Source organism: Methylocucumis oryzae (assembly GCF_000963695.1).
Lineage (GTDB): Bacteria > Pseudomonadota > Gammaproteobacteria > Methylococcales > Methylomonadaceae > Methylovulum > Methylovulum oryzae.
The window spans coordinates 1-24213 of record NZ_LAJX01000008.1 but is presented as its reverse complement, the minus strand read 5'-3'; the positions used below and the strand labels follow the sequence as shown (position 1 = coordinate 24213).

23 protein-coding genes and 3 pseudogenes are annotated in these 24213 nt (G+C 45.9%); 5 read left to right on the top strand and 21 right to left on the bottom strand.

What is annotated here, in order from left to right; genetic code table 11:
• Positions 1 to 278 precede the first annotated feature (278 nt).
• The 15 genes and pseudogenes from VZ94_RS27625 to VZ94_RS01140 all read right to left on the bottom strand — a co-directional run bounded on the left by VZ94_RS27625 (position 279) and on the right by VZ94_RS01140 (position 13771).
• Complete coding sequence (locus VZ94_RS27625; protein ID WP_239649535.1) at positions 279 to 1532, bottom strand: hypothetical protein; 1254 nt, start codon at positions 1530 to 1532, stop codon at positions 279 to 281.
• Positions 1533 to 1539: 7 nt separating this feature from the next.
• Complete coding sequence (locus VZ94_RS27620) at positions 1540 to 2715, bottom strand: dynamin family protein (protein ID WP_239649534.1); 1176 nt, start codon at positions 2713 to 2715, stop codon at positions 1540 to 1542.
• A 229-nt stretch (positions 2716 to 2944) separates the two neighbouring features.
• On the bottom strand, positions 2945 to 3178 hold the full coding sequence (locus tag VZ94_RS27615; RefSeq protein ID WP_239649533.1) for a GmrSD restriction endonuclease domain-containing protein: 234 nt from the start codon (positions 3176 to 3178) through the stop codon (positions 2945 to 2947).
• A gap of 20 nt (positions 3179 to 3198) precedes the next feature.
• Positions 3199 to 3438: a hypothetical protein gene (locus VZ94_RS27610; RefSeq protein WP_239649532.1), complete on the bottom strand. Its 240-nt coding sequence runs from the start codon at positions 3436 to 3438 to the stop codon at positions 3199 to 3201.
• A gap of 114 nt (positions 3439 to 3552) precedes the next feature.
• Complete coding sequence (locus tag VZ94_RS24980; RefSeq protein ID WP_109867637.1) at positions 3553 to 3999, bottom strand: hypothetical protein; 447 nt, start codon at positions 3997 to 3999, stop codon at positions 3553 to 3555.
• Between the two features lie 52 nt (positions 4000 to 4051).
• Positions 4052 to 4396, bottom strand: coding sequence for a hypothetical protein (locus VZ94_RS24975; RefSeq protein WP_109867636.1), 345 nt, complete (start codon positions 4394 to 4396; stop codon positions 4052 to 4054).
• Positions 4393 to 5898, bottom strand: coding sequence for an AAA family ATPase (locus VZ94_RS01170; protein ID WP_204369006.1), 1506 nt, complete (start codon positions 5896 to 5898; stop codon positions 4393 to 4395). The genes VZ94_RS24975 and VZ94_RS01170 overlap by 4 nt, the downstream gene beginning before the upstream one ends.
• Before the next feature lie 65 nt (positions 5899 to 5963).
• Positions 5964 to 6575: a restriction endonuclease subunit S gene (locus VZ94_RS26685; RefSeq protein WP_204369005.1), complete on the bottom strand. Its 612-nt coding sequence runs from the start codon at positions 6573 to 6575 to the stop codon at positions 5964 to 5966.
• Positions 6569 to 7687: a restriction endonuclease subunit S gene (locus VZ94_RS21955; RefSeq protein WP_052700092.1), complete on the bottom strand. Its 1119-nt coding sequence runs from the start codon at positions 7685 to 7687 to the stop codon at positions 6569 to 6571. The genes VZ94_RS26685 and VZ94_RS21955 overlap by 7 nt, the downstream gene beginning before the upstream one ends.
• Positions 7684 to 9147 carry a class I SAM-dependent DNA methyltransferase gene (locus VZ94_RS01155; RefSeq protein ID WP_045777829.1) on the bottom strand — a complete coding sequence of 488 codons (1464 nt, stop codon included), beginning with the start codon at positions 9145 to 9147 and terminating at the stop codon, positions 7684 to 7686. Before VZ94_RS01155 ends, VZ94_RS21955 begins: the two co-directional genes overlap by 4 nt.
• Before the next feature lie 17 nt (positions 9148 to 9164).
• Positions 9165 to 9617 (bottom strand): type I restriction-modification enzyme R subunit C-terminal domain-containing protein, encoded by a 453-nt coding sequence (locus VZ94_RS26680; protein WP_204369001.1) that lies wholly within the window; start codon positions 9615 to 9617, stop codon positions 9165 to 9167.
• Positions 9568 to 11668: pseudogene (gene hsdR, locus VZ94_RS26675) on the bottom strand (type I restriction-modification system endonuclease). The gene VZ94_RS26680 and the pseudogene hsdR overlap by 50 nt, the downstream one beginning before the upstream one ends.
• Positions 11653 to 12549 carry a DUF4145 domain-containing protein gene (locus VZ94_RS26665; protein ID WP_204368986.1) on the bottom strand — a complete coding sequence of 299 codons (897 nt, stop codon included), beginning with the start codon at positions 12547 to 12549 and terminating at the stop codon, positions 11653 to 11655. Before VZ94_RS26665 ends, hsdR begins: the two are co-directional and overlap by 16 nt.
• A 651-nt stretch (positions 12550 to 13200) precedes the next feature.
• Entirely contained in the window at positions 13201 to 13524 is a 324-nt protein-coding gene (locus tag VZ94_RS01145) for a type II toxin-antitoxin system HicB family antitoxin (RefSeq protein WP_045777828.1), read from the bottom strand.
• Positions 13514 to 13771 (bottom strand): toxin HicA, encoded by a 258-nt coding sequence (locus VZ94_RS01140; protein ID WP_045777827.1) that lies wholly within the window; start codon positions 13769 to 13771, stop codon positions 13514 to 13516. The genes VZ94_RS01145 and VZ94_RS01140 overlap by 11 nt, the downstream gene beginning before the upstream one ends.
• A 261-nt stretch (positions 13772 to 14032) precedes the next feature.
• Here VZ94_RS01140 and VZ94_RS01135 point away from each other — a divergent pair, with 261 nt between their 5' ends.
• Positions 14033 to 14647 (top strand): DUF3782 domain-containing protein, encoded by a 615-nt coding sequence (locus VZ94_RS01135; protein ID WP_045777826.1) that lies wholly within the window; start codon positions 14033 to 14035, stop codon positions 14645 to 14647.
• Here the strand turns inward: VZ94_RS01135 and rtcR are convergent.
• Together rtcR and VZ94_RS01125 are read right to left on the bottom strand one after the other, a co-directional pair.
• Positions 14634 to 16226, bottom strand: a complete 1593-nt coding sequence (gene rtcR, locus VZ94_RS01130; protein WP_045777825.1) for an RNA repair transcriptional activator RtcR — start codon at positions 16224 to 16226, stop codon at positions 14634 to 14636. The genes VZ94_RS01135 and rtcR overlap by 14 nt on opposite strands.
• A 15-nt stretch (positions 16227 to 16241) precedes the next feature.
• A complete protein-coding gene (locus tag VZ94_RS01125; RefSeq protein WP_045777824.1) occupies positions 16242 to 16622 on the bottom strand; it encodes a clan AA aspartic protease in 381 nt (126 codons plus the stop codon).
• Positions 16623 to 16755: 133 nt separating this feature from the next.
• Here VZ94_RS01125 and VZ94_RS01120 point away from each other — a divergent pair, with 133 nt between their 5' ends.
• A complete protein-coding gene (locus VZ94_RS01120; RefSeq protein ID WP_045777823.1) occupies positions 16756 to 17121 on the top strand; it encodes a YfeK family protein in 366 nt (121 codons plus the stop codon).
• A 1-nt stretch (position 17122) separates the two neighbouring features.
• Here VZ94_RS01120 and nikR read toward each other — a convergent pair whose 3' ends face one another.
• From nikR to VZ94_RS01100, 4 genes are all read right to left on the bottom strand, one after another.
• A complete protein-coding gene (gene nikR / locus VZ94_RS01115; protein ID WP_045777822.1) occupies positions 17123 to 17575 on the bottom strand; it encodes a nickel-responsive transcriptional regulator NikR in 453 nt (150 codons plus the stop codon).
• Positions 17576 to 17633: 58 nt separating this feature from the next.
• Positions 17634 to 18062, bottom strand: coding sequence for a hypothetical protein (locus VZ94_RS01110; protein ID WP_131655438.1), 429 nt, complete (start codon positions 18060 to 18062; stop codon positions 17634 to 17636).
• A 172-nt stretch (positions 18063 to 18234) separates the two neighbouring features.
• Positions 18235 to 19206, bottom strand: coding sequence for a 2-hydroxyacid dehydrogenase (locus VZ94_RS01105; protein WP_045777820.1), 972 nt, complete (start codon positions 19204 to 19206; stop codon positions 18235 to 18237).
• A 223-nt stretch (positions 19207 to 19429) separates the two neighbouring features.
• Positions 19430 to 20599: an aminotransferase class V-fold PLP-dependent enzyme gene (locus VZ94_RS01100; RefSeq protein WP_045777819.1), complete on the bottom strand. Its 1170-nt coding sequence runs from the start codon at positions 20597 to 20599 to the stop codon at positions 19430 to 19432.
• 307 nt (positions 20600 to 20906) lie between these two features.
• Between VZ94_RS01100 and VZ94_RS01095 the strand changes: the two genes are divergently transcribed.
• From VZ94_RS01095 to sucD, 3 genes and pseudogenes are all read left to right on the top strand, one after another.
• Positions 20907 to 21857, top strand: a complete 951-nt coding sequence (locus VZ94_RS01095) for an HpcH/HpaI aldolase/citrate lyase family protein (RefSeq protein WP_045777818.1) — start codon at positions 20907 to 20909, stop codon at positions 21855 to 21857.
• Positions 21858 to 21971: 114 nt separating this feature from the next.
• A pseudogene (locus VZ94_RS01090) lies at positions 21972 to 23157 on the top strand (malate--CoA ligase subunit beta).
• Between the two features lie 2 nt (positions 23158 to 23159).
• Positions 23160 to 24048, top strand: a pseudogene (sucD, locus tag VZ94_RS01085) (succinate--CoA ligase subunit alpha).
• Positions 24049 to 24213: the final 165 nt, after the last annotated feature.

Sequence of the window (24213 nt, the reverse complement as noted above, 5' to 3'; positions counted from 1 at the left end):
AGCAGGACAGATTTAATTATAGTCAGTTGAGCTAAACCGTCATTCCGGCATGGATTGCCGAAATCCAGGCGCCATGGATGGCAAAGCTTCAAGCACATCCCTGTGTCCTCGGCAACTGCTCCTGCGTTGCTAAGCCACATGGATGTGGTGAATGCAGAAAACGCAGGAGCAGTTGCCGAGCCGAGATGACGTTCTTCTCACTTTAGCGCTGTCCCGTCTTAAGTGTGTAGCCGTATTTTCTTAGGCGATTTCCGGCGAAGAATCTACCCTACACAACGTTAATAAACCTGCGTATAACTTTCGCGCACTTCTTTAAGTTCTAAAGCAATTTCTCGGCGGATTCTAAAATCACGCTTGGAATGAGCAATGTTAAAAGGAATTTTGGGGTTGCGTTCGTATTTCACCGCCGTGCGAATAACCCCTATCCATTGCCTGTCGCTGTCTTCCATTTCTTTAAAGCGGTTGCGTATACGCTCTAGCTCTTGATTGCAATAAGTAATAAATCCAGCCGCATAAAACACGCTGTTTTTAAGATAATCTTGTAATGCGGTTAAATCGCCATTGATTTCATTTACGACTTGCTCAAAATTAATAGGCTCAGGCGCGCGGTTAATATCCTCTTTTACACCATTAACCGGTTCAGCGAGTTCTTGAATAACCGCCGCCGCTTTAGTGGTTCGAGTGCGTGTGCTAGTCGCTGCCGCGATTTCGGCGGCGGCTGTTTCCGCCATGTCTTGTGTGCTAGCGGCTTTAACTTGCGCTCGGCTGGCTTTAACCAAAGCCGGTAACGACAGCGCTTTTTCCCATAAGCCATAACGTAAATAATGTGTTAAGCGGCCTTCATCGCGGGCATTATCTTTATCAATACCTTGATAAAACGCTTCTAAGGTTTTAATTTCAGCCCAGCGCTCGCTTAATAAGCGCTCCCGTGCTTGCAAAGGTTTAGCGATAAAGACTTCTACTGCAACCCGGCCAAAACGCAAAAACAATACTTGAAAACCGTGGCGTATTCTCGCTTGCTCAATGCTTTCATCCACATGCGAGTGCAATAAATATTTACGCACTTCTTCGGTATCCCATAACAGCGCCTGAATTTTACTCACGATTTGATCGATTAAGCTTTGCAAAGCTTGTGCGAGCTGGTCGGTCATTTCGGTTTCAAATTTTTGCTGTAATTCGCGGAATAATTCTTCGCGAATTTTATAATTGCCTTCACGCGGGTCAGGCATGGACATCGTGCCACCTGCGGTATAAATGCGCTTTAATTCTTCGGGTTGCGCCGTGGTTAAATTGGCTAATAGAAATTCTATTTTCTGATCATACGCGGCGCGCAAGGCGGCTAGTTCTTGGTGTTCTTCGCCTACGGCATCGGCCTCTTGGCGACCTTGAATACTTTGCGCATACCAGACGTCAAAATCCTTTTTAATGCGTTGCCATTCCCGGCCCCACCATTGATTAAACTCTTTGCCCAACAAATCGTCTTCTTGCGTTTCAGTCAATTCGACGGTGCTATAAATTGGCTCAAGCTTCATTAAGACTTCACCGGCGTAATAGCGAATATTGCTGACTAATGCATCGCAACGTTTTTTTTTTCAACACTTCCGCGCGTTCATGGTCGATATAAAAATTCACCGCTTCTTTTAATAACGGCATCCCGTCAGTGATTCCGATTTTTTTCAGCTTTAACTTATCGTCGGCGGCTTTTGAGCGTCTTAACGTATCTTCAGACGGAATACCTGATTCGACTAAATGCGCTCTGGCACAAACAGGAATCATGCGCCGTTCAGGCACGCCCGGCCAATTAGCTCTGTGTTTTTCATAGGTGTCTTTAAAATCTATCGCATCATCTAACGCATCGGCTTGGGTTAATACGACAAAAATTTTATTGGCGACTTTAATCGTAGGATCTTCGCTATCTGCGACTAGCAACATATCTTTTTCTGGCCCGGTAATAGACGGTTGCTTCATTTCTTTAGCATAAATAATGGCATCGCAGTTTTTAAGCCTATGAACGGCTTGCTCGGCGTGCATCAGAATGCCGGAGTTAAACCCAGGAACGTCATGAAAAATAATGTCACGGTCGCTACGCAAGCGCACGGTTTTAAGTTGTATGCGCTTAATCGCTAACGATTGCGCGCGGTTTTTGAAGATAGCGGCTTGTAAATGTTCGCTGATTTCGCTGATGTCGATAAAGGCTTGGGTAAAACCGTTTTTCTGCCGAGAAAACTCATGAATCGCCGATAAATTTTTCTCGGTATCGTCGTAATCTTCTTGAATTTCTTTTTTCTCTTTATCGCTTAATAACGCACTGGCTAACGCGTCGCGGCGTTGATGTTGTAACTTGGTGATTTCTTCTTTGCTGTAATACTGAATCGACAATAATTGGTCTTGCTCTGTTTGCGCCGACCAAATTTCTGTACTGGTAAACGTACAGCGCTCACGCGCCGACGGCAGAATCTCTTGCCCTAACCAGGCATTTAATAAGGCGCTTTTACCGGCTTTTTCCAGACCAATCACTGCGACCTCGAAACGATTCACGCGTAATCTATCGATTTGCTGATTTAACCGGGTTTGCTCGATATTAATCTTTTGTGCTAAGTCCAGCGCAATATCGACTTCGGTTTTATTACTAAGCGTTACCAACTTATCCGCTAAAACCGATGCTTTTTCCAAGCGAGTGAGTTGTTGTTGACAGGTTTCCAGCCAGTTAGCCATACGAGTTCCAAGCATTTAAAAATAAACAGAGTACCTAAAATTCCAATTAGGCGCTAGTTGCGCGCTATATTTTAACGTAATCGTACAAAAGCGTTGAAGCGAATCGCTTTAATTACCCGGATAAACAAGTCTCTAAGAAACAACAACCAGAATTTCGTCTTTAGTTGAGTTGCTTATGCTCATCATCCATGAATTTTATATTGGACGTGTAATGCTTGTTTAACGTCTTTTAGTTCATCTGCAATCTTACCAATACGTTTTGCCATTCTTTGGATAAGACTTCATTTTGCGGCAGGATGTGCTCGATGGTGTAGTCTTCAATCACTACACGCTCCTTACGCCCATGATTTTCAAGGCGGCGCAACCAATAGCTGCGGCTACGGAACTGATAAAGGTTTCGTAACTTAATTTCGCGTTGAAACTCTTTGTCAGTAGGAAAACGACGATAGGTTGGCAAAAGCAAAAAAGGTCGCCTGTACGCTTTCAATCAAGGTAGCGGTCTTTTTTAAGACTACGGCTTAACGCAGCAAATATTTTGTTGAGCGAGTTGGTCGGTATATTACAAATAGCGCGGCGAAACACGTAGCTTTCAACCCAGCGTACGATTTGGGTCAATTCGTCGGCTGCCAAGCGTTGTTGCTGATAATCATGGTAAGCATCCAATAAAAACGGGTAGGCGACATCCACTTTTAATTCACGCAGGTCATGAAAGGCGGTTTTCAAGGTAGATTCTTTCTCGCTACCCAATGCCATCGGGCAATAGTAACTTGCATAAACGAATTACAAAACTAAACGAGCTTGATGATTTAATTTGGGCAATCTTGCAATCAAGCAAGTTCATGATGTAAATTCGCCAGCATCTTCTGGTTGAGCGCATAGCGAGGAACCATTAGGCAAACAATACAAAGCACAACGGGCGGCAAGAGAGTATGGTGAATTCGGTAATGTAGCTCTACGAAGCTGATCAGTCAGGCGTTCGATTGCAGGCAAATCCGCACCATTATTTATAATATCCATCAGATTTTGGTGGTTTTCATTAATCTGGCGAATAGTTTTTTTGCGGGCAGACACTAAATTTGGCAAATTAAGGCCGTAAATTTCTATGGAGCGATCTACTCGCTCATTTTTGGCTTGTCCAATACATGTGAAGCTAGCGCAAGCACGGCCATCATTTTCATTAATCCTGATTAGATCAACATCTGCGCGTTCAGTAGGATCAAGAAGAACGATTTTTTCTTCCGATACACAGCGATTATTCCAGTCAGCTTTGGCACTCCCTTGCAATAATGGAAACCAACTGCCTTTACCAACAACCAGTTCAGTTTCTTCATTAGTACTAAGGCGATTTGATCGCCCGGATGAGTATCTGAAATTTTTCCCATGAAAAAGCTAGCCACGGATAACCATCATCACTTTCAGATTCAGAACGCTTTGCTTCCTTTTTCGGACGGAAATGGTCAACATCAAAAAACGATTGAGGGTCATTGCCTTCGGAATACCAACATTTTCCATAAGACATCTTGGCTAGATAGCGGGCAAATGATCGCCAAATATGGGCTTTCTTTTCTATAAATTCCTTTCGTTCTATTTCTGGTAAAACCTCTAGTTCTTTCTGCGCCTTTTCTGCAACTTTTAGCACCTTTTCAGGGATCAGCTTAGGGTTACGTTTAACGTAAATCAATGTGACGACTCCTTGCTCATCAGTTGTTGTATCAATTGCTTCATTGCTAACCGCCGCGCTTCAATTTGTGCCGGGGTTAATGCTGGACGATCGGCATAACGCACATCATGCCAAGCGAGCAGAAAATCCTGATAGAGCGGTTCGCGATCCTCGAACAGAAAACCCAGTCGGCCAAGCTTATCGTTAATTTCGATCAGTTTCCTTTCTTGTTCATCAGATTTCTGCTCAATTCTAGCTAAAGTATTACGATCATCGACCATTTGCTGGGTATCCACATCTAAACTCGTCCGTAAACCAAATATTTCTGTCAACGTTGAAGTAAAACCCATTCCTTTAGGGGCTGTATATGGAGGTACAATGGTCACTTTGCCATCTTCCTCTGTACTCATCACACGCACTTCCTCACGGGATAATGCTGAGATAGTCAATGGGTTATGAGACGTTAAAATGATATGGCAATTGTCGGTGTCGGCGGCAATTCCAGTCCAATCTTCGATTAATTTCAGGTAGCCATGTTGCCAATGCGGATTCAAATGGGTGTCTGGCTCGTCAAGCAGGAACAATGCCCGTTTACCCCGAGAAACACGGATCAACCCTAGTGTCATTAACAATTGCCGTTCGCCATCGGAGAGATCGGCGAAGCCTACATCGCCAGAGGCATCATTACTACGGGTGACCCATAAATAAACATCGCGGATTAAATCTGAAATATCCATCGCCTCCAGTGCGAAAAACATCTCGGTGTCGTCATTAAAGGATTTTGCAAACTGCTGAAGGCGGCTCAAATCAGGAACAAAAGTCGCAAACTGTGCTTCGCTTTGCTGTTTATCTCTGTAGTCATCAATACTGTTACCGTTCAAAGCCATAGGATGAAAAGCTACCTTTTTTAAGCCATGCGCGGTTCGTCCGGCAGGCCCTGCGGCTCCCCAGAAATCGGCAGCCTGATCAACTTTTTTACTATTCCCGCCTTTGGCGAACCAAGGTTCACGAAAATGCGCCAACATTGAATGAAAGCCAGTAATGCCCAGTTTTTCCCTTAATTCTGTACTGACTTTTTCATCAGGAAAAGCAAAAAAGCTAAGCAATGCCAAAATGCCATGAATCGAGCGGCAGTAAAATAAACGTCGTTCTGCTAAGGCTTTTCGGCAAGCAATATTGTCATCATTGCGTTTAATGGCATCGTAATACCGGCGTTGATGGCTATCAAACAACGTTTCCAAGCGGCGGCTGCCGCCAGAGTAATAACCAAACACCAAATCAGGAAACCATTCTGTCTTGCGGCGTTCAAACTCTGTCCTCTTAACCTCCTGTCCATTTACGGAAATTGCCGCACTGCCGGGTAGGTTCGATAAGCAAACCCGCACGCCATCCAGACGATAGTCAATTTGATAATTAAATTTAGGCTCATTGCGGCGTAAATCCAGCCAACGAAACACGCTGATAATGGCTTCAATTAGGTTTGACTTGCCTGCACCGTTTTGACCAATAATGACAGTCGTCAATGGGCGTTTTATCGAACTCCACCGTTGCCTGCTGCAGATTTTTAAAACCGTCAATATACACTCGATCAAGTCGCATCAACGGCCTCCAAAACGGTTTGCTTATCTTTCACAAAACCTTGCTCGACTTCCCACGCAAGCTGTTTATAAAAATCCGCGACGGGTAATTCCGAAACCTTAAATAAAGACTCGACTACTGCCGAACCGCCGAGCAACTTTAAATGTCCAGCAAGGTAAGCATGGTTTTTTACATCGTCGTCTTGGCGGCTTTTGGTCATGGTAACGTTCTCCTTGGAAGCGCTAAGGGTCTTACGAGAAGTTGGCTTGCGTGTTTTATTGGGTTTATCAGTTGCTCTCAGAGCTTCGATACGAGCCAATAATTCGCTGGCGGGTTCGTCGTTGGGGTCTTGCGGCACGAGTTCGCCGCGAAAGGCTTTGGCGAGCAAGGCGGGAGTAAGTTTATCGACTTGGGCGCTGGCGGTGGTGTAGCGGGCTTCTAGGCGGTCGGCGTAGGCGAATAGGGATTCTACTCGGCGGATGATTTCGGCTTGTTCTTCAATCGAAGGTACTGGTACGTTGAGTTCGCTGACATCGCCCACACGATAATGTTTAACCCCAGTACCCACAGCAATATTTTCAGAGCGCTCCCTAAAGCAAGGGTCTAAAAGTGCTATCAACAAAAAATTTTGCAGAAAAATTGGTCTTCAATTGGCCTAAACAGCATTGTTCGTTGACCGAGACAAATCTTTGTCCCCGGAGGAATAATTGCTGCTTCCCCCATTGGGGCTTCACGGGTAAAAACCACATCACCTGGCTCAGGAAAACAACGCTTTGACCAATATTGATAGGTTTCCTCCGTAACATAACGGAGATCATCCCAAATAAAACGACCATCTCTTATATTGGTCGTTCTGACCAATGGAATACCGCTATTTTCATATGGGGCAGTTTTATTGTGGCAATCGACCACCATTAAAACTACATCTTCAAGTTTTGCCCAAATCCAACTATCGGGTAGGCCAGTTGTTTCAAAAACATTCTCTTCAGAGAAAGCGTTTACTCGTTTTTGTACTCTCGAAACTTCGTTGTGTTGATGGTTTTCATTTATCCAAGTAATTTTCCTGTTTTGAATCTCTTTAAGAACCAACCTTGCAAGATTATCTTCACTTAGAGAAGGATTTTGTTCTCGCCAATCCTGAGTAAGATTGCCGGAAGCTGCGGCAGCAAGAATCGATTGCCGAAAGCGTTTAAGAATGACGGGAATGCGGTCGAGGCGGTCGCGGCAGGCATCTACTTTTGCTAGCACGGCATCGAGTTTGTCGGCGATGCGTTTTTGTTCGTTCAGAGGGGCAAGCGCAATCTCTGTTCCTTCAAACTTGCCTTTGGTTACATGTCGTAAGCCAACTCCACCATGAGCAATATCAATCAACTGATTCAGTTTTTGATTGATAGCAAATCGCAGAAATCTTTTGTTGATTGCCGACTGATCAAAGTCAACACGGAAGATGTGCTGGTTTAGTACAGCTTCTCCTCCGCGCCAAACATGAGCACCAAAGGACGTGCCTGGGGTACCTGACCAAGCGAAAAGCAATTCTCCACCGTATAAATGATAGCGATCAGCAAATTCACCATCATAATGATTATAAGGAGCCAGTGAATTATTTAGATTCTGTATTCTGACAATTGGCAAGCCTGTATTGGACCATTCAGTTGGTTTAAACGCCCGTCCATTCTCAAGAGAGCAAAGTGAACCAATTTCAGCTAGAATCCATCCTGGTGGTAAATCATTCACACCAAGTCCTCCTCAAAATCTGCGCCCAATTCTTCCAAAATCCCCCGCAACTCCTCCATCGCCGCATCCAGTTCGCTCAACGCTTCTTGAGCCAGAAAAGCGGGTTCCGGCAAGTCTTGTGCATCAGTGGCGCTATCGTCTTTCAGCCAACTAATGTCCAAGCTGTCACCGCGTTCGGCGATTTGTTCGCGGCTGAAACGACGGAAGCGTCCGCTTTCGCCTTGGTCGTTGCGTTTGGTTAGGCTGGCAGGTGTGCCTAAGGGATCATCACCAAAGGCGGTTTCAAACTCGGCAAAATGCTGTTCGGTCAGTTGGGTGCGTTTGCCAAATTGCGGCATGTTGGCGCGTAGGTCGTAAATCCAGGTTTCCTGGGTGTTGCCTTTGTCGCTGTCGCCACGGGTGAAGAACAACACGTTGGTTTTAACACCTTGGGCGTAAAAAATTCCGGTGGGCAGGCGCAAGATGGTGTGCAGGTTGCATTTGTCCATCAGGTCGCGGCGAATGTCGCTGCCGATGTTGGACTCGAACAAGACATTGTCCGGCAATACCACAGCGGCGCGGCCTCCGGGTTTCAAACCACGATAAATATGCTGCAAAAAGCAGAATTGTTTGTTGCTGGTTGGGTAAGTGAAGTCATCGCGACTGGGCAAGCCACCACCTTTTTTGGTGCCGAACGGCGGATTGGTCAGAATCAGCGTGGCAGGCGGCAGGGCTTGGCCTTCGGGGCTTAAGGTGTCGCCATAGCGGATGCCGCCGTCGATGCCGTGCAGCATCAGGTTCATTAAAGCCAGGCGGTGGGTGTCTTGGACATGCTCCATGCCGTAAAAAGTGTTGTTACGGTATTTGCGCTGCTGGGCTTCGGTAAGTTCGTCGAAGTCGTTTTGTGTCCGCAAGTAATGGTTGGCAGCAATCAAAAAGCCGCCTGTGCCTGCCGCCGGGTCTTGGATGATGTCGGTGAGCGAGGGTTGCATGATGCGCACCATGCTGTTGATGAGTGCACGGGGCGTGAAGTATTGGCCGGCGCCGGATTTTTTTTCGTTGGCGTTTTTTTCCAGCAAGCCTTCGTACAAGTCGCCTAAATCTTCGCGGTGGACGCTGTACCAATCGAGTTTGTCGATTTCGGCAACCAGCGTGGACAAGGTGGCGGGCTTTTTGATAAAGCTGCTGGCGTTGGCGAAAATTTCTTGCACGAGTGTTGAGCCGTGTCCGCCTAAGTGGATTAGCAGGATTTTGTAAAACTCCAGGCGATCCGGCGCAGCGCGGGTTTCCAGATCTGCCCAGCGGTAATTTTCCGGCAATTGGTCTTCCGTGCCGGTTTCTGTCGCCATTTTTAAAAACAGCAAGTAGGTCAATTCGGTGACGTACTGGTGGTAGGTGATGCCGTCATCTTTGAGGATGTTGCAGAGATTCCAGAGTTTTCCGACGATGTCGGAGGTAGTTTTGTTATTTTCTGTGGACATTCAGTTTGTAGTGAGTGTTAGGCCGATTGGCTATCAGCCCATAGGCTATCGTTAAAGGCTTCCAAGACTTGTTGAAGTTCGCCATTGAAGACCTTGTCCAAACGGGTAAAGCCGCCACCTTCGCGTTTGAACACTAAGTCGGGGTCATCAAAGGCTTCGCGGTCAACCAGGACATTAGCTTTGGTTTGGGCGGCGATGCGTTTTAACCAGTCGCGTTGTGGGGTTGTCCAGGCTTTGCTGGCTAATATGGCCTGCAAGGCGTGATCGACGCGTTCATTGTACGGCAATAAAGCATCACCAATGGCAGCTTGGCGGATGTAACCGATAATGCGGGCGGCGATGTCTTGGTTGGTCATTTCCCGCCAAGCGGTGGCGAGGTTGGTTTCGGTGAATCCGGCCTTATCGAGCTCCATGACCAATTCACGCAGTTGTTTGCGGGTGAGTTCGCGTGGGCGGGTCAATACGGTCATCAAGGCAGGAATGTCGTTGCTGTGGCGGCGGATAAAACGCGGTAAATCCATTCAGGTAGTCTTCCGGTTTCTGGGCGTTGCCGTAACCCCTAGCGATGCTGTGCAGTTTGTCTTCGTGGTCAGAGATAAACAGCGGTGGTGCAATGCTTTGACCCTTGCGATCCAGAATTTCGCCCAGGTCAGGATTTTGGGTAAACCAATCGGCGACCTCGGTTAATGGCATGGCCCGCAATTTTTGGATGAACGCATCGGGTGGCATCCCGGCCAGCGTTTCAAAATCTTGCGACGTTTGTTCGGAAAGATGCCGTTTTTTTCGTTGCAGTTTGGCGATAAATTGGTCACGCACCACGCTACGAGCTTCGTCATCGGTTACATTACTCAATTCTTGGGTCAGTTGGCTAAAGCTGATTTTGGGATCGACCACCACAGGTTGCATGGCGGTTATTTCACCGATGGCTTCAAATATTTGCACGGCATCGAAAACACGGAATGCCTCTTTTTTAAGCGCTTCACAAAGGCGAGTGGCGCGCCCCATCATTTGGTCAAACAATATCCGGCTGTTGACCCGACGCAAAAACACCAGATTGCAGATTTCCGGCACGTCGATACCTGTGGTTAGCAAGTCAACGGTAACAGCAATGTTAGGCTGACGTTCATTTTTATAGCGGCGAATTTGTTGTAAAGGTTTGTCGGCTGCCCCAGTGATTTTGATGACGGCATCGTCGTCAACACTGCCATAACTCGCAACAAAAGCTTTTTTCAGCAAATCGACAACCAAATCAGCATGGGCATCGTTGACGCAAAAAATCAGGGTTTTCTGCCGTGAGGCCGGATCAAGTTCTTGGGCTAGGTATTCGCATACCACGCGATTGAAGGATTCGGTGATGACTTTGCGGTTGAAATCTTCAATATTGAGGTTGATTTCATCCGGTGTCGTGAATAGGTCGATTTGGTTATTGCGGGCATCGTAGACTTTGACCTCTTCACCGACTTTCCAGGCAATGCCGTTGGTGGATAGCTCGGTATGAATTTGAATGGGCGGCTCGTAATCGACCAGATAACCGTCGATGACCGCTTCACGATAGCTGTAAGTGTAAATCGGAATGCCGAAAATTTGCGAGGTATGTAGTGCCGGTGTGGCGGTTAGGCCGATTTTGTAAGCATCAAAATAATCCAAGACCCGGCGGTATTTGGAAATGTAATCTTCGTAGCCACGGAAGGTCATTTCGGTGTCGGACAATTCGCGGTCAAGCAGATAACCGCGATGGCATTCATCAACAATAATGCAATCGTATTGGTCAATCGTGGGTGGTGCCGTGTTTTCGGCACTGTATAGCAACCGTTGTACCATGCCTTGGATGGTGGCGATTTGTACGGCAGTGTCTGTGTCGGGAGTTTGCTCTTCCAATTCCTTGATGCCGAAGGTATCGGCAAAGGTTTGCAGGTTTTCCATGCGGGTGTCTTTGAAAGCGTTGGCGGCTTGTTCACCTAATGCCGAACGGTCAACTAAAAACAAAATGCGCCGAAAAACGTTGGGCTTTGAGCAAGCGATAGATTAAGGCGATACAGGTTTTGGTCTTGCCTGTTCCGGTCGCCATCGCCAGCAGCATTTCTCGTTGGCCGGATTCTATGGCCTGTTCAGTGGCGAGAATAGCTTTCTGTTGATAGGGACGCAGGCTAAAACCGTAGTTGAACGGAGTATTGGCCAGTTGTGCGTGTGCTTTGGCTTCGTCTCGTTTAATCAGTTCCTTCAAGCCTTCTGGTGTGTACCAGCCATCTAAAGGGTGGCTCAGGTTATCAGATCGGCGCAAGTCACAGCACCAAATGCCACTTCTGGTGGCTAATTGGCGTAGGAATGGCCGACCGTTAGACGAAAAGGCAAAGGGGACTCGGTAGGTGGCGTCGTTACCCCAATTTTCTGCTGGCAATAGGGTTTCCGGGCTGGGCTTGAAGTTCCGGCTGTAACGCTTGGCTTGTTGCAATGCACCGGAAACATCGATATTTTTGCGCTTGGCTTCCACCACAGCCACGGGAGTTAGGCCGATGAACAGGACGTAATCCGCCGGGCCGCTCTCTGTAGGCCATTCCGCAATGGCGCGATGGCTGTTTTTTCGGGTCGGCTACCTTTTTTGAATGTGATAATCTCAGAATCGGCTTCCCAGCCTGCTTGGCGCAGTTGTTGGTCAATCAGTTTACGGGTATCGGTTTCGTCCAGTTGCAGGGCATCGGCAGCAAGGTTTGCGGCTGTGATAAACTGGCTAACGGTGTTTTTCGGTTGGCTGGTGGCGAGCGATTGCTGTTCGGTAAGGCGTTGTGCCAATGCAGCTTTGGCTTGTTCGGTTTCAGTTGCCAATTGTTCCCAAAATAACCGTTCATCCTTGGCTTCGCGTAATTGCGATTGGGTGGATTGCAGTTGTTGCGCGACGTCCTGTTGGGCGGCCTGATAATCGTTCACCGCCTTATGCAAGCGTTCCAACTCAATGCGGAGTTCGTTGCTTTCGTCGGCAGGTGGAATGGGCGGCAAGAAGGGCCCGGATTTATGGCTAGGGTCTTTGAAGCTGCGATGAAACCACAGTCCTAATTGCCAAGCGAGCTTCAAGGTGCTTAAGGCAGAACGATGGTCGCCAGACATAGCGTGATTGGCTGCATTGCCCGCTCGTCTGATTTCATTAAAAAGCTGGAATATTTCTCGAGGCAAAACGCCGTTGTCTTGAAGGCGACGCAGCAGGTCGAATTGGTTTTCTTCAGATGAGGTGTAGAGGCCAATCCTGGCGGCGAGCATCTGGGCTAATAATTCCGCTAATTGGCGTAATTTTAACAGGCAGGTGTTGGGGTCATCGGCAAAGTACTTTTCTGCCAACATGCCCAACCGTAATAGCTGTTCGTCGTGTTGTTGGAGAATCGCAAAATTGGTATGTGCCGATTTAACCATCGGCTAAAGCCAGTAAAAAAGTGACTTATGGAGTGTTGATTTGCTGTTCATGATGATGCTTTGTGCAACTAAAATACAGGCATTTGAGAAGTTAAAATTCCGAGGGGCTGACATAAAAATGAAAACAGTAATTTATTAATGCTCAAAATTATAGTTTGTTTGGTTGCTGGTTTACAAATAGACCGTGTCAACTTTGTTAAATTGAAGCAGCAATTCAGAACATTATAAAAAACCAACGCAATGAAATATCGTACTTTTATTTTAGGCATATATCCGTCTCTCCTGCTCAGCTAGAGTCAGCCGATTAGTGAAATCAAAAGCAAGTAGTTGTGGGTAACCTCCTGAAAACTTAGCGGGTTAGCTCACGATTTACGCAAACAAGCCCTAGACCAAGGTTTTTATCTGGCAGGGATTCATGACCAGCAGTTTGTCATTGAAACGCCGAGTGATTTTGTGCCTAAGAGTTGGTGAACAGGATATTGAAACTATTGTTTTGCTATTAACATCAATCGTATTGAGCTAATCTCTAGTATATTTTTTTGCCCTAGAAAGGTTTAGCGTGGGTTGTTATATCTATGCTCAATACGCGTTTCAGCGTAGAGAATGAGGTAATGACAAAATCTCTCCGTGATTGCCAAGGTTTGTCTGACATCATCCTGTCAGTTTTGCACTAGCCAACCGATTCAAACTAATACCTTGCTCTGCCGCTTGCATCGCTAAGGCGCGATGGACTTCTGGCGGTATCCTAACCCGGAATTCGCCGCTGTAATGTTTCTCCGCGAGAGGCTCTGGGATAGCCTCGCCGCTGGCTTGCATATCGGCAATAGCTTCGGCGACCATTTGCCGAATACCGACTAATGCGGCCTCTTGAGTCGGCGCTAACCAAGATAGTGAGGGAAATTCAGTACACAGCCCGATGTGTTCGTTATCCTCCGGCGACCAGGTAATACGGTAGGTGTAATGGTCAATGCTCATTGTTGCGCTCCTTCAATTTGTCGATAGCTAACAGTACTTGCCTAACCTGATAAGCCTTGGCTTTACCTTTATCATTTTGGATATTTACGCGAGGATCACCAGGCCAAGGGGTTTTGAATAGTGTATGACTAGTACCGGATTGCCGTGGCTTCCCAAAGAATTCTTCACAAATTTTGAGCAAGTCTGAATAGCGAACATTGGACGGCTCGCGCCGCATTTGATCGAGAATTTTCCGGGTAGACGTCATATTAAAATGGTATCAATAGTGGAACCACTACGTCAAATAGCATGCAACTTACGCTTTTCGTACTGGTAAACGTGAAAGTAAAGCCCAAATTATTTTAAACGTAATCGTACAAAAGCGTTGTAGCGAATCGCGAATATCGCACTAAACGATATGTCATTATCGACGACCAGCGATGATTAACGTTAAGATTAAGCTGAATAAAAGCGGGGACTATTATAAAATCAGTCGTAACATCGAGCGATTAATGATTAAGAGGTTAATATGACTGATGAAGAATTAAAGACGTTAGTAGCTAGTTTAGCCATTGCACAAGACCGAACCGACAAACAAATCAGTGAGTTACGCATAGCTCAACAAGAAACTGATCGCCAGCTTAGAGAGACCGACCGCCAGCTAAAAGAAACCGATAAGCAATTACGCAGGCAATTAAAAGAATTGGGCAAACAAATCGGTGGCTTAGGTGAAAAGTTTGGCGGTTTTACTGAAGGCATGGCCTTTCCGTCTATGGCTAAAATCTTAAATGAACGTTTCGGCATGGAATTTATTACACCAAGAGTGAAAATAAAAAAACATGACGATACCTTAGAGCTTGATGTTTTTGCTTATGCTAACGCTAAACGTAATGAAGCATTTGTTGTTGAAGTAAAAAGCCATTTAAGACCAGAAGGTATTGAACAGCTTAAACAGATTCTCAAACGCTTCCGTCAATTTTGCCCAGAACATCAAGACAAAAAGCTATATGGCATGTTAGCGGTCGTCGATGCAACCGACGATTTACGCAAACAAGCCCTAGACCAAGGTTTTTATTTGGCAGGGATTCATGACCAGCAGTTTGTCATTGAAACGCCAAATGATTTTGTGCCTAAGAGTTGGTGATTGTTGTCCACGTTAATCCAAACTTAGCCAAATATTTGCGCAATCTATCCGCATCATTAGCGCTATCGCGTTGACTGCGCGATACTGCAAACAACTTGCGCCCGGCATCAGATAAGCTGTTGCTGGTTAGGCATACTTCAATAACGGCATTAAGCTGTAAGCGGTCAAATAAATCTAACTCGTTAAGCTGTTGTTCGGTAAACAAGCGATTGAGCTGACTTGCTGGCGCTGTTTGATTGACTTGCCAAAGCCGTTGTAAGCGCTGGATTTCATCATTCACTTGACGAGAAGCAATGCGCCCGCCTTCGGCTAAGGTTGCCATGCGCATGACCGAGGCCGATAAATCGCGAAAATTACCGGACCAGAGGGCATGAGGTGAGGTAGCAAACGCGAGATAGCGTTGTTTGGCTTCTTTATTAAAACTGACGTTATGACCTAGCTCTACGGCTTGTTGTGCCAGTAAATAATCTAAATTCGGCTCAATATCTTCTGTGCGCTCGGCTAAGCCAGGTAATAGATATGACCATAAATTAATCCGGGCATATAAATCTTCACGAAAACGACCGGCGTTAACGTCATTGCGTAAATCACGATGCGTACCGGTAATTAATTGAAAATCGCTGCCTGTTTCTACATCGCTGCCGATAGGATAAAACGTTTTTTCTTCTATTGCTTTTAGCAACATGGCTTGTTCGTCTAGTCCTAATTCTCCGATTTCATCTAAAAATAACAGGCCTTTATTAGCGCTTTTGAGCAAGCCAGGTCTATCGGCTAATGCCCCCGTAAACGCACCTTTAACATGACCGAATAATGCCGATGCGGCGCCATCACCTCGCAATGTGGCACAATTGACTTCAACAAATCGCCCCGTTAATTGGTGACGCGCTTTTTTCAATTCATAAACACGGCGCGCTAAAAACGATTTGCCTGCACCTGTCGGTCCCATGAACAACATGGGCGCTTTCGAGCGTATTGCAACGCGCTCTACTTCATTGATTAACTGATTAAACGCGGTGTTACGCGTAGCAATATTTGATTTTAGTAAGCGAACCGCTTCGTCATGGGCGCGAGCAAAGCGTTGTGCAATCGCATCATAACGACTTAAATCTAGGTCGGTTAGTGTGTAACTACCGGGGCTATTGAGTTCTTTTTTACGCGGTGGTGTGGTTTGAAGTAATAATGCTGGAATATAACGGGCTTCTACCATTAAAAACCAGCAAATTTGTGCCACATGCGTACCTGTTGTGATATGCACCCAATACTCGTTATGCTCGGTATCGAAAGGGAACGTTTGTGCAAAATCGAATAATGCAGCATACATATCGCCAAAATCCCAAGGGTCACGTAGGTTAAACAGTATGGGCTGTACAACCGTTTCTGGTGATACGCTGGCAATGTCGGCTTTGACTTGCGCGACTAAGCGTAAGCTGCGTGCATCATGTAGCAACACTAAGGTGTTAACGAGTAGATTTTCATGTCGAGTAATATCGACTGTTGGCCGCCAACGCTCCCAACGCGTGTCACTCCAACCGGCATCTAATTGCGTCCCTAAAAAGCCTATGATGGTGAGTTTTTTCATTTAACCCGGTTAGCGCTATTTGACTAACGCTACTGGGTAGTTTGGATGCAACGGATTTACCGTTAGTGTTTGCAAGCTGGGATTAACCACTAAGTCCATTGCTTCCATTGGAATAACGCCTAGTAAAGGCTCATTGCCCAATACTACTGCTTCGGTGACATAGCTACGGTTGGCAAAGGTGATTTCAATAGGGGCAATTTTTGGTACTTTGCGTTGGTGTCCATCCGCTAACGTCACTACTTGCCTGGATACTTCGGTCGTATCAAAGCCTAATTGCACGGCTATTTCTTCTGTAACACATAGAAACGTTGCGCCCGTATCAACTAACGCATTAATTTCTATGGCTTGTTTATTGAAAAGGTTGGTCAATTTCAGGGTTGCGTAAGTTAAGCCCACGGTAATATCCTCGGTTGCCTAAAAGAGAGCGTTAATATTATCACGCACCTATAGACTTTCTTGGGATTTTACAACGCTGCTTTTACAAAATACTATATGTGACGTAATCCCTTCTAACCATAAGGCACTTGCAATGCGCACAGCTCTTACTTTTTTGACTCTCTTTTTGGCGCTAATCTGCCCTGTTATTGCCGCAACCGAAGACGCTGTTACGCTAGAAATTAAGCAATTATTGGCGCGCTTAGAAGCGTCGGGGTGTGAGTTTAATCGCAATGGCAGTTGGCATAGTGCGGCAGACGCGAAAACACATTTATTACGCAAATTGGATTATGTACAGGAAAAAACCACGCTGACGTCGACGGAGCAGTTTATTGCACTAGCGGCAACAGCCAGTAGCTTGACGGGGCAGGCGTATCAAGTGCGTTGCGCGGGCGCTGAGCCAGTAGCGAGTGCGGCTTGGTTAGGCAAGGCCTTAACGGAGTTACGAGGCCAAAAATAAGTTAACTATGCGTATGAAAGTGGCCGTGGCTATGGCTGTGTTGCACAAGTGCAAGTTTTATGGGCACGAGGTTAACCATGCTGTGTCTGACACCGGTTTCTGCGGCGACTTTAGAGGAAAAATCGCGGATGTGTTGAGTTAAGCCACGTAAGAATAAGGTTTCTATACAATCATCGTGGTCTAAATGCACATGCATAGAGGATACGACCAAATCATGCGCCTCATGTTGTAAGTTTGTTAATCGTTCTGCAAGATTGCGCTCATGATGGTTGTAAACATACGATAGTGTGGCAACACTGTATACCGCTTGATTTTCTGCTAGCCGTTTAGATTCAATTTCTTTGCGCAATAAATCACGCACGGCTTCAGAGCGATTAGAATAGCCTTTGGCTTCTATAAACTGGTCAAATTCAGCGGCTAATTCGTCGCTTAGCGATATGGTGAAACGCTCCACAAGGTTTCCTATAGGTTTTCGGTGAGTGAGTTATAGGCGGTTAAAACCGCCTATAAAATCATAAACTATGCATGTTGTAGTCTATTCTACGAACTTTATCGTTCTCGCGCTTATCGGTTCTTTCTTTTATCTTTGCCATTTCAGTTTGTCGCTGTTGATACCAGCCGGCAATCATTTGCTCCCAATTTTCATATTTAGCGTATTCTTGGTCGCCAGCCGCTTTGCGTTTGGTGAAAATGTCTTTACCCATAGCGATTAGGTCGGCAGGTTTTTTGTCATCGACGGCTTTTAGAAATTCATCGTTGTTTCTAATGTCGTCGCGCACCATCCAGAAAGCGATTTCAAATTGTAAGCGTTCGGCTTCGGGTAAGCGTTCTTTAATAAATGATACGGATTTGTTAACCGTTTTTAAACTTCTGGCGTTGATTTTAGTGCCGCTGCCGCAGCTTATCATGAAGGCTAAACAGATAAGAACTAGATATTTCACAGTGTTTCTCGCAGTTTTATTGTTGGTGACTGTTTAAGGTCGTAAATTATCTTATATTGATGATGACGGGTTCAATTTTTTGAGCATTAACCGTTTCTTTTTACTGTATTAACAGGCTTTGTCAATGGTTGGGCGAGTGCGAGTGGAACAGCGGCACTAAGGTTCATCCCGGTTAGGCTACCCTGTCTTCAGGCTCTAAGCCTGAAAAATAGGCGGCAATATTGGCTAATACACGCTGTCCCATAGCAACGCGTGTTTCTTCCGTCGCGCTACCGATATGAGGTAATAAAGCGATATTTTTTAAGTTTAGCAAGCCCGGATGTAACTTAGGTTCGCCTTCGAAGACATCTAACCCTGCACCAGCTATCCAGCCTTGGGTTAAGGCTTTGATTAAAGCTTCGCTATCGACGACATCACCGCGCGCTGTATTAATTAGATGGGCGCTAGGCCGCATCAGTTTTAAGCGTTGTTCATTCAGCAAATGTTTAGTCGCAGGCCCACCAGGGCAGTGTATCGACACGAAATGCGCTTCAGTCAGTAATTCTTCTACAGTGGCACAACGCTGCGCCTGTAATTCCTCGACAATGGCCGGGTCTGGGTCGGAAGGCACGTTAAAGATAATTTTCATGCCAAAACCATGATGGGCTTTTCTGGCCATGGCCTGAGCGATACGGCCAAAGCCGATTAAACCTAAAGTTTTACCTGTGACTTTTTGGCCTAATAATTGGGTGGGTGCCCAGCCTTGCCATTGCCCCGATAAAACCATTTTTTCGCCTTCAGCGGCGCGGCGTGCTGACATCAGCAGTAATAACATGGCTATATCGGCTGTGCAGTCTGTCAATACATGAGGGGTGTTGGTGACAAGCACACCTTGTTGCTTAGCGGCATTGATGTTGATGTTGTTATAGCCTACTCCGAAATTGGCAATAATTTTTACCCGGCGGTTTTCAACATTAATAATGTCTTCGGTAATCGCATCGGTAACAGTGGGTAATAGCGCATCTGCCGTTTGCATCGCTTGCTTTAAGGCCTCTGCACTCATAGGACTATCGGAGTCGTTTAATTGTACATCGTAGAGTTTATGTAATTCAGCTTCGACTTGGGCGGGCCAGCGTCGGGTAACAACGACTTTTACTTTGTTCATCTTTACGCACCTATGTTTGTATCTTTTGGCTACCAACGTAAGGCGGGACAGGGTATTCACAGTGCAGGACGCCGTGAATACGTCCCTGTAGGCTTGACGGCAGCATCCATGCTGCCAACACCTGCCGCTGTGAATACCCTGTCCTTGCTAAAGTGAGTAGTCTATCTTTTTGTTGATAGTGACACCTAAGCGACAGTAATCGCTTAGGTTAAGAGGACGCCGATTAAGCTTTAGCGGTTGAGCGGTAATACTCGATAGCCGCAGCAACACCACTGCCGGGTTGGATATTAAAACCACAATCTAACATGGCCATTTCGACACCAGCGATAGCGCCTAGCATCGATACATCATTCATATCGCCAATATGTCCGATACGGAAGACTTTACCCGCAACTTCTGATAAACCTGCGCCTAACGAAATATTATATTTTTTGAATGCTGTGCTAATGACATCTTTAGCATCTTTATCTTCAGGTACCACAATTGCAGAAACCGTGTTCGATTCAAAACCCGGTTGGGCGCAAAGCTTTAAGCCCCAGGCAGCAACCGCTTTACGGGTGCCTTCAGCCAAACGGTAATGCCGAGCATAAACATTGTCCATGCCTTCTTCTAATAGCAAATCTAAGGCTTTGCGTAAGCCGTACAATAATGGCAAATTCGGTGTGTAAGGCGTGTAACCGTCTTTATTAGCTGTCATTTGGTCTTTTAAATCCAAAAAGCAGCGCGGATAGGTTGACGTTTGTACCGCTGCTAACGCTTTTTGGCTAAACGCTAAAATTGCGCCACCCGCAGGAAGCATAAAACCTTTTTGTGAACCGCTAATAGCCGCATCTACGCCCCACTCATCTAAGCGAAAATCAATACTTGCTATAGAGCTTACACCGTCTACGAATAGGAAAGCAGGATGATTAACGCTGTCTAAGACTTTGCGCACACCCCCAATATCACTGGTAACGCCGGTAGCCGTTTCGTTGTGGGTTGCTAACACGGCTTTGATTTTATGCTCAGTGTCTTCGCGTAAACGTTGCTCTAATCGGTCTAGCGGAATACCTTTACCCCACGTTTCTTGATGAATTTCAACATCAAAGCCTAAGCGTTTAGCCATTTCAGCCCATAAATGGCTGAATTGACCAAAGCGGAAAATAATGACTTTATCGCCGGGATTTAATATGTTGGTTAAAGCGATTTCCCAACCAGCAGTACCGGTTGCTGGAAATACAAAGGTTTGTCCTGTTTCGGTGCCAAACACTTTTTTTAAGTCTTGCAAGATGGGTTTTAGCAAGTTTGGAAAAATAGGTGAACGATGGTCTTCCATCGGCACATGCATTGCGTTTAAAACCGCATCGGGTACGTTTGTCGGTCCTGGGATATATAAATGGTTGCGACCAGCCATGATTGCCTCTTAAAAATGGTTGATGGTTTTAGAAGAAGATTGCAGCCGAGAGGTGTCTGTGCTGAAGGTAAAACAGATAAGGCGGATTGGGTAAAATCCTAGACTGCATAATGCAAAGTATATTTAGCTTTATGTGATTAATAAAGCCAAAGCGAAAGTTAAGGATAATGACATAGCCAGACTTAATCAGCAAGAAATTACTGTTAAAAATTGACATTAAGTGGTTGGAAAGTAGAATGGTCGGTTTATTTTGCCTAGGCTGAGCCTGGGTTTGACTCGTTTGTTCATTATGTAATAGGGAAAGCCTATGAGCCACACTTTATATACAGCGTCTGTTAACCGTGTGCAACGCTGCGAATTAGCTGTTCCAGGTTCTAATCCTGATTTTTTTGAAAAAGCACTTAAGAGTGGCGTAGATTTTGTCTTTTTAGACCTTGAAGATGCTGTCGCACCGGATGACAAGTTGCGCGCACGTAAAAATGTTATTGAAGCGATTAATGACATAGATTGGCATGGGCATGGTATTACCGTATCAGTTAGGATTAACGGTTTAGATACTCAATATATGGTGCGTGATGTTGTTGATTTAGTTGAACAATGTGGCGCTAAGCTCGATACGATTTTGATTCCTAAAGTCGGTGTTTATTCAGATGTTTACATGGTCGAAGCCATGTTAAATCAATTGGAAATGCAACAAGGCTTAAAAAACAAAATCGGCATTGAAGCATTGATTGAAACGGCATTAGGCATGGCGAACGTCGAAGATATTGCCAGACAAGGCGCTTGTGGGCGCTTAGAAGCTTTGCATTTTGGGGTGGCTGATTTTGCTGCGAGTAACCGTGCTAGAACGACGAATATCGGTGGTTTAAATCCGAATTATCCAGGTGACCAATGGCATGCTGCCATTAGCCGTATGACGGTGGCCTGTCGAGCTTATGGATTGCGTCCTATCGATGGACCGTTTGGCGATTTTAAAGACCCGGAAGGTTTTAAAGCAGCTGCTAAACGTGCTGCAGCGTTAGGTTGCGAAGGTAAGTGGGCCATTCATCCTGGTCAAATTGAATTGGCCAATGAAGTCTTTACGCCGCCACCGGCTGAAGTTGAAAAAGCTAAACGCATTTTACAAGCGTTACAAGAAGCCGCCGCTCAAGGCAAAGGCGCTGCGGCATTAGATGGGCGTTTAATTGACGCTGCGTCTGAACGTATGGCTAAAAATATTGTTACCGCTGCAGAAGCGATTGCAGCGAAAAGCGCATAGTACGTTATCGAATTTTAGGTTGTGCAGGCTGGGTTAATGCGTCACATGGAAGCTTGGCTTAACTAACCTGGCGTGTGCGGATTATTTTTTTGTCAAAAAAAAGATGGAGATGCTGTGGATATTCATGAGTATCAAGCGAAAGAAATATTAAGCGGTTATGGGGTTAAAATCGCTGAAGGGGGCTTAGCGTATAGCCCGGAAGATGCTGTACAGCGCGCACGAGAAATTGGTGGCCATATTTGGGCAGTAAAAGCGCAAGTACACTCAGGCGCGCGCGGCAAAGCCGGTGGCATTAAAATTTGTAAAACTCATGATGAAGTTGCTGCTGCCGCTGAAGCGTTATTAGGCAAGCGTTTTAATCACACACCAAACCGGCCCAGCCGGAAAAGTATGCGCACGTTTGTATATCGAAGCGGGTACCGAGATTGCCAGTGAATTATATTTTTGCTTACTCGTTGACCGTAGTGCGGAGCGTATTGTTATGGTTGGCTCAGCGCAAGGCGGCATGGATATTGAGGAGTTAGCCGTAAATCAGCCGGATGCGATTACAAAGATTTATATCGAGCCCGCCGTCGGATTGCAAGATTATCAAGCGCGGGAGATGGCTTTTAAATTAGGCTTAGACGCTGAAATCATCAGTCACGCGGTAAAAACCATAAAAGGCTGCTACCGAGCGCTACGCGATTTAGATGCGAGCATGTTGGAAATCAATCCATTAGTCGTCACGCGTAGCGGTGAGTTAGTCGCGCTAGATGCCAAAATGGGTTTTGATGAAAATGCATTGTTCAGGCAGCAAAAAATTTCTGAATTACGCGATAAAACTCAAGAAGACCCAAGAGAAACCGCAGCAGCCGATAGAGGTTTAAGCTATGTCGGCTTAGATGGCGACATAGGTTGTATGATTAATGGCGCCGGTTTAGCAATGGCAACTATGGACATGATTAAATTAGCCGGTGGTGAGCCTGCCAATTTCTTGGATGTCGGCGGTGGCGCGTCAGCCGAGCGTACCGAAAAGGCCTTCCGCCTAGTGTTAGCCGATAAAAATGTCAAAGCCATGCTAGTAAATATCTTTGCTGGTATTAACCGTTGCGATTGGATTGCTGAAGGTGTTGTGCAAGCCGTTAAGAAAATCGATATGAAAGTGCCGTTAATTGTGCGTTTATCAGGTACTAATGTCGAAGAGGGGCAGCGTATTATTGCTGAAAGCGGCTTGCCGATTATTACCGCAGAAACTTTAGCCGAAGCTGCTGAAAAAGCTGTTCAGGCGCGTAATGAAGTCGTTGCCAGAGAAGGAGCGTAACTATGGCGATTTTTATTGATGAAAACACTCGCATTGTCGTACAAGGATTTACCGGAAAAATCGGTTCTTTTCATGCACAAGACATGATTAATTACGGCTCAAAAGTCGTCGGCGGCATTACCCCAGGCAAAGGCGGACAAACCCATTTAGGTTTACCAGTTTTTAATACCGTTAAAGAAGCTGTTAGAGAAGTGGGTGCTGAAGCCAGTATCGTGTTTGTACCGCCTGCATTTGCAGCCGATTCGATTATTGAAGCCGCTGATGCAGGCATTAAATATTGCGTTTCCATCACCGATGGTATTCCAACGCAAGACATGATGATGGTAAAAAATTTCTTACGCCGTATCCCTAAAGAAGAGCGCATGATATTAACCGGGCCAAATTGTGCGGGTACGATTAGTCCAGGGCGTTCTATGTTGGGCATTATGCCAGGGCATATTTACATGCGAGGTAATGTGGGTATTGTTGGACGTTCTGGTACGTTAGGTTATGAAGCGGCCGACCAGATGAAACGTTTAGGCATAGGCGTATCAACGTCAGTCGGTATCGGTGGTGACCCGATTAACGGCAGCTCGCATAAAGATGTCTTACAGCACTTTGAGCAAGACCCCGAAACGAAAGTCGTGTTAATGATAGGCGAAATCGGCGGGCCACAAGAAGTTGAAGCCGGTTTATTCGCAAAAGAACACATGACGAAACCATTAGTTGCCTATATCGCAGGGCTAACCGCGCCAGAAGGTCGACGCATGGGCCATGCGGGTGCTATTATTTCATCAGCTGGTGAAAGTGCGGCAGAAAAAAGTGGCTATGCTAAAAGAGCTAGGCGTGACGATTTGCCCAACGCCATCGGCGATGGGTGCGACGATTGCTGAAGTATTAGCTAAATTATAATGCTAACGATGGAGCATATACTTTAAACGGTTAAGTTTTCGTTTTTTAGGTAGGGTGCGCTGTGCGCACCTTTATAAGTTATCATTAAAAATCAATGAAAAAGGTGCGCACAGCGCACCCTACGGCAACACAAGATACCGAAAACTTGACCGTTCAGAGCATAGG

Excerpts from the sequence above, each read along its gene's own strand:
- VZ94_RS26665 (WP_204368986.1), bottom strand. The coding sequence starts at position 12,549 with ATGGTTAAATCGGCACATACCAATTTTGCGATTCTCCAACAACACGAC.
- VZ94_RS01100 (WP_045777819.1), bottom strand. The coding sequence starts at position 20,599 with ATGGCTGGTCGCAACCATTTATATATCCCAGGACCGACAAACGTACCC.
- VZ94_RS01105 (WP_045777820.1), bottom strand. The coding sequence starts at position 19,206 with ATGAACAAAGTAAAAGTCGTTGTTACCCGACGCTGGCCCGCCCAAGTC.
- VZ94_RS01135 (WP_045777826.1), top strand. The coding sequence starts at position 14,033 with ATGACTGATGAAGAATTAAAGACGTTAGTAGCTAGTTTAGCCATTGCA.
- VZ94_RS01140 (WP_045777827.1), bottom strand. The coding sequence starts at position 13,771 with ATGACGTCTACCCGGAAAATTCTCGATCAAATGCGGCGCGAGCCGTCC.
- VZ94_RS27620 (WP_239649534.1), bottom strand. The coding sequence starts at position 2,715 with ATGGCTAACTGGCTGGAAACCTGTCAACAACAACTCACTCGCTTGGAA.
- VZ94_RS26680 (WP_204369001.1), bottom strand. The coding sequence starts at position 9,617 with ATGACCGTATTGACCCGCCCACGCGAACTCACCCGCAAACAACTGCGT.
- VZ94_RS01155 (WP_045777829.1), bottom strand. The coding sequence starts at position 9,147 with ATGTCCACAGAAAATAACAAAACTACCTCCGACATCGTCGGAAAACTC.
- rtcR (WP_045777825.1), bottom strand. The coding sequence starts at position 16,226 with ATGAAAAAACTCACCATCATAGGCTTTTTAGGGACGCAATTAGATGCC.
- VZ94_RS01120 (WP_045777823.1), top strand. The coding sequence starts at position 16,756 with ATGCGCACAGCTCTTACTTTTTTGACTCTCTTTTTGGCGCTAATCTGC.
- VZ94_RS01095 (WP_045777818.1), top strand. The coding sequence starts at position 20,907 with ATGAGCCACACTTTATATACAGCGTCTGTTAACCGTGTGCAACGCTGC.
- VZ94_RS01145 (WP_045777828.1), bottom strand. The coding sequence starts at position 13,524 with ATGAGCATTGACCATTACACCTACCGTATTACCTGGTCGCCGGAGGAT.
- VZ94_RS27625 (WP_239649535.1), bottom strand. The coding sequence starts at position 1,532 with ATGAAGCTTGAGCCAATTTATAGCACCGTCGAATTGACTGAAACGCAA.